At 59.2% G+C, this 4,125-nt stretch carries 2 protein-coding genes and 1 pseudogene; 1 reads left to right on the forward strand and 2 read right to left on the reverse strand.

The window, feature by feature from the left end; translation table 11 throughout:
- Positions 1 to 356: hydantoinase/oxoprolinase N-terminal domain-containing protein (locus tag EOA24_RS29405; RefSeq protein ID WP_281059907.1), on the reverse strand; the 356-nt coding region annotated here is incomplete at its 3' end.
- A 167-nt stretch (positions 357 to 523) separates the two neighbouring features.
- Between EOA24_RS29405 and EOA24_RS29410 the strand changes: the two genes are divergently transcribed.
- Positions 524 to 1,219 (forward strand): GntR family transcriptional regulator, encoded by a 696-nt coding sequence (locus EOA24_RS29410; protein WP_127410354.1) that lies wholly within the window; start codon positions 524 to 526, stop codon positions 1,217 to 1,219.
- 765 nt (positions 1,220 to 1,984) lie between these two features.
- On the opposite strand, the pseudogene EOA24_RS29420 reads toward EOA24_RS29410, so the two are convergent.
- Positions 1,985 to 4,125, reverse strand: a pseudogene (locus EOA24_RS29420) (hypothetical protein); the annotation flags it as partial.

Raw genomic sequence — 4,125 nt, forward strand, 5'->3', positions numbered from 1 at the left:
ATCGTGTATCGATAGCGCCTTCTGATCAGTGGAGCCGGCTTCGTTTGATACGGTCGATAAAGGTGCTCACGATGCATCCGGCCGATTTCCAGGACGTCCCGGAAACCCTCGGTCGTAATCATCGCCGCGTCAGGGAAGCTACGCTCGATAAGTGCGTTTGTTGCAGTAGTGGTTCCGTGAACGAGTAGAGAAATCTCGTTTGGCTTCAGCTCGGCATTGGCGATTGCGTTGAGCACTCCCTTTGATCGCTCTTCGGGCGTTGTCAGAACCTTTCCGGTTCGCTCCTCTCCCGTAGAAGTGTTCACCGCAAACAGATCGGTAAAGGTTCCTCCAACATCAATTCCAACCTTCCACATTGACGCTCCCCTTTGATCGTTGATCAAGGATTTGCCGTCAAAATATGACGCCTGTCAACCCCATTTTTCGCGATTGTCCGCCAGTTCCGAAAAAATGCTCTTTGATCGTTGATCAAGCAATGCGTTCGCGATATGTGTGACTGGCCTTGTCTTCTCCTGGAGTCACAATGCCTGCTACCACTTTGCCTTCGCTGAAGCCGCGGCAGACCAATTCGGACCTTGAGCACGTCTACGAGGAGCTGAAGCGGTCGATAATGATGGCGGAGTTTTCGCCGGGCCAGAAGCTAAAATTGGAAGAACTTGCGAACGCTTTTGGGACTAGCCACATGCCGGTTCGTGAAGCGCTCAATCGCCTTGTAATGGCACGTGCGCTCGAGTCAGCGCCGCGCCGTTCAATGTTCATTCCGGACGCCAGTGTCGAACGACTTCGGAACCTTTTGTCGTTGCGCACGGATCTTGAAGGCAAGGCCGTTGGGATGACCGTCGCACAGAGACTTCCGAACCTCGCGGACATTTTGGCGCAAATCAACGCCAGAATGGATTTGGAAGCAGCCCGCGGCGCTCTGGGGACAAAGACCTATCTCCAGCTCAATCACCGATTCCACTTTACCCTTTACGAGCGTTGCGGCAACCCGGAGCTCGTGAACCTCATTGAACTTTTGTGGATGCGCTACGGTCCGCTGCTCAGCCTGCTAAAGACCACACCAATATCTTTCTCAGGGCATCGGCACCACGCTGAGATAATTGATGCGGTTCGGGAGAGTGACAAAGACTCCGCCGTCAAGAGCTTGGTCGCGGACTTGGAGGAAGCCGGCAACGCCATCGCCAGTGCGGACGCATTCAGGCTCTCCGCGAGAACGTAGCGTGGTCGTGGACTGCAAACTTTTAGCCCTCCGTCGCGCTGGACGCCCTTCTTCGTGCCGTTCAAGCTGGTGCCTAAGAATTTCACGGAGGTGCGGCCAGGAACCAATACTCAGCGTCGGTAACCTGGGCCAACCCTAGCGCGCCGAGAAGCGTCATAACGCGTTTCGGCTGAAACTTTGTCGGTAGGCTCGTCTTCCGAGCGGGGCGCATCGGAATTCCGCCCAAGCCCAGACGGGCCCCGCATCCATCTCTTTCCGCGCCTCGATCAGTGTGACGCCCCAGCCCGCTTCGCCGTCGAGGATCGCCCAGTCTCGGGCCGCGATCGCCACGGATGCCCGGATGGACGATCAGGCAGAGCGTTCCGCGCCAAACATCGGCCGGTATCGGCCGCTTGAGGAAGGGCGCGATCACGAGGTCCGGCCAAAAGAGAACGACCGCCTCGCGAGTGAAGTCGTCATGGATGCCGAGCTCGACCGTCACTTCGTGACAACTGTCTCAGGTCGACATGCAGGCGCTGGGAGAGCGAGTTGAAATTGTGGCAGAGAAGCAGGATGCGCCACGACTGCCACCAGAAGCTCCGAAGCCTAAAGGCCAGCGGTCGATCCGTTCGGCCGATATTGAAGTCACCAGATCAGCCTACCGCGGAAGGCCAAATAGGAGCTATTCAGTTTACTAGCTTTGCAGTCCTTCGGGGCAGGCGGCTTCGCAAGACGGGTCGTCGTCCGAAAGGCGGAGATGAACAGGCCAGCAGCAGTGCGTTTAAATCACCCGAGCTCGTGGATGGCCACGTTAGGAACAACCGCTTTTGCGATGTCGCATAGGTGCCGGTGATGGGTGAGATAAATCACCTGGCCAACACGGGCCATTTCTCCGAACAGGCGGAAAACTTCTTCCGACCGGAGATGATCGAAGGTTTCCATGATGTCGTCGGCTATGAAAGGAACTGCCGGCCTGAGCTTGGCAAACTCATAATACCCGGCGAGGCGTAGAGCCAGGTAGAGCTGGAATCGCGCGCCTTTCGACAAAGCGTCAGCGACCTTTGACTGGCCATCCCGCTGCGTGGCAATGAGCACCTCCCCGCCCTTTACCGGCTGGGTCGTCAAGCCTGTGTACTGGCCGCGCGTTATAAGTGCGAAGGCGTCGGACGCCTCGCTCATCATTCCAGAGCGGTGACGTTCGCGATAAACTCGGAGCGCGCTCGCTGCGGACATCACACCGAGCTTCAATTCGATATAGCGGACAGCCTTCTCCTCAATTTCGAGAAGGACGGTGCGACGATCGGCATCGATCCGGGCGACTGCGCTATCGCCGCCAATCGCATCGAGCTTGTCGGTCGCCCGGGTACGCCGCACGAGTTGCTGTTGCAATGATTCATCGAGGTCGGCGAGGCGCCGCTCGTTTTCGGCCTTTTCAATTGCGAGCCCATCGAGATCGAGCTCTTCGAGCAACGACTGCGCCTGGGGGAAGTCGGCGGCGAGCTCGCTCGTCAGCCGTTCTTCAAGCTCGGCCACGGCACTCTGCAGGCCGTCTCGCTCGCGAAGCTGTTCATCGCGCTCCACGACCTCCCGCAGAGTTTTCACCCCAAAGGCATCGAGTACTTCCTGCTTCGTGGTCTCGTGTGCCGCGACATCAGCGTTCAGTGCCTCTCGAACGTCCTTCAACTTTTGAATATCAAGGAGGAGATTTGCCCTCGCCTCACCGGCACGCTCGGCTTGCTCTAGACGCTCTGTCAGCCTGACGCTCACCTGCTCTGGGGCTTTGTCGCTTGCACGCTCGCCGGCCTGCGCACCAAGGCGGGCCACCTCTTCAGCAAATACAGTCCTATCCGCCTCCATCTTGCGGATGCGGATCCGCATGGCCTCACGATCCTGCAGGGCCTTGGACATCTCTGACAACTGATCGAGCACGCTGCCAAGCCCAGTCCCGGCAACGCCTTCTTCGAGCCAAGTGCCCCTCAGCGTTTCCTTGACCTCGGCCTGCCATGCATCTTCTCGCCTCTCGGCATTTTCAACAGCGAGCCGTCTGGCAGCCAGCTCCTCTTCCTTCGCGGCGACGCTCCTCAGCGCTTCCGCGCGTTCCGCGTCGATCTTCGCCTGCCTGTCCAGAAAGCGGTCGGCCGCGACCACCATTGCCTCCAGGCCCTCACCAGCTTCGGGCTGAATTCCAACGCTTTGGAGAGCCGAGGCCAACCCGAGACGAATCCGCTCTCCTTCGGCTGTTGCGCGTTCAATCCTTCCGCGTGCGAGCAAGATGTCGTCCCAAGCGGCAAGCGCGTCAGCTCTCGCGGAAAGGCACTCCTCGAGAAGTCCAATCAGCAGCTCGAGCGCCTTCGCCTGGCAATCCTCAAGCAAGGCGCTGGCCATTCGCTTGATTTCACCGGACGCCATTTCTGCCCGCTCAGCCACCCCGGCAAGCTGACCGCTCACGCGTTCTATGGCCGCTTCGGTCTCGGCAGCCTTTTGCTTGATTGCACGCAGATCCGCGAGCTCGCCGGCATGGGCCAAGCGAGCCGCTCCGACATGATCGTCCTTGGTCAATGCCGCAACAAAGACATCTGCGGTTTCGGCCTTGAGGTCCGCCCGGTGGTTTCGCCAGGCCTCGTTTCTCTCACGTCGTATGGCTGCGGCTGTGTCATCGTCGGCGAGATCGACCGAGGCGCGGACAGCTGCCAGCCGTGACGAAGTAGTTGCCCGATTTTGTTCATGCCCAGCCAGACGCTCGGACAAGACCGCCTTGTCCCTTTGAAGGTCCGCGGCCAATGTCTTCCAGGCAGCCACCTGCGTCGGTGGCGGAGCCGATATCTTCGAAAGTGCGTGCGCGTCTCCCGACCACGGCTGGAGGCGCCGCATCGCCTCCGCCAGCTTTGTTTGCCGCTCGTCCTCAAACGCGCTCGCCTCTCTTATCT

It is taken from the genome of Mesorhizobium sp. M2A.F.Ca.ET.039.01.1.1, from assembly GCF_003998035.1.
Taxonomy (GTDB): Bacteria; Pseudomonadota; Alphaproteobacteria; order Rhizobiales; family Rhizobiaceae; genus Mesorhizobium.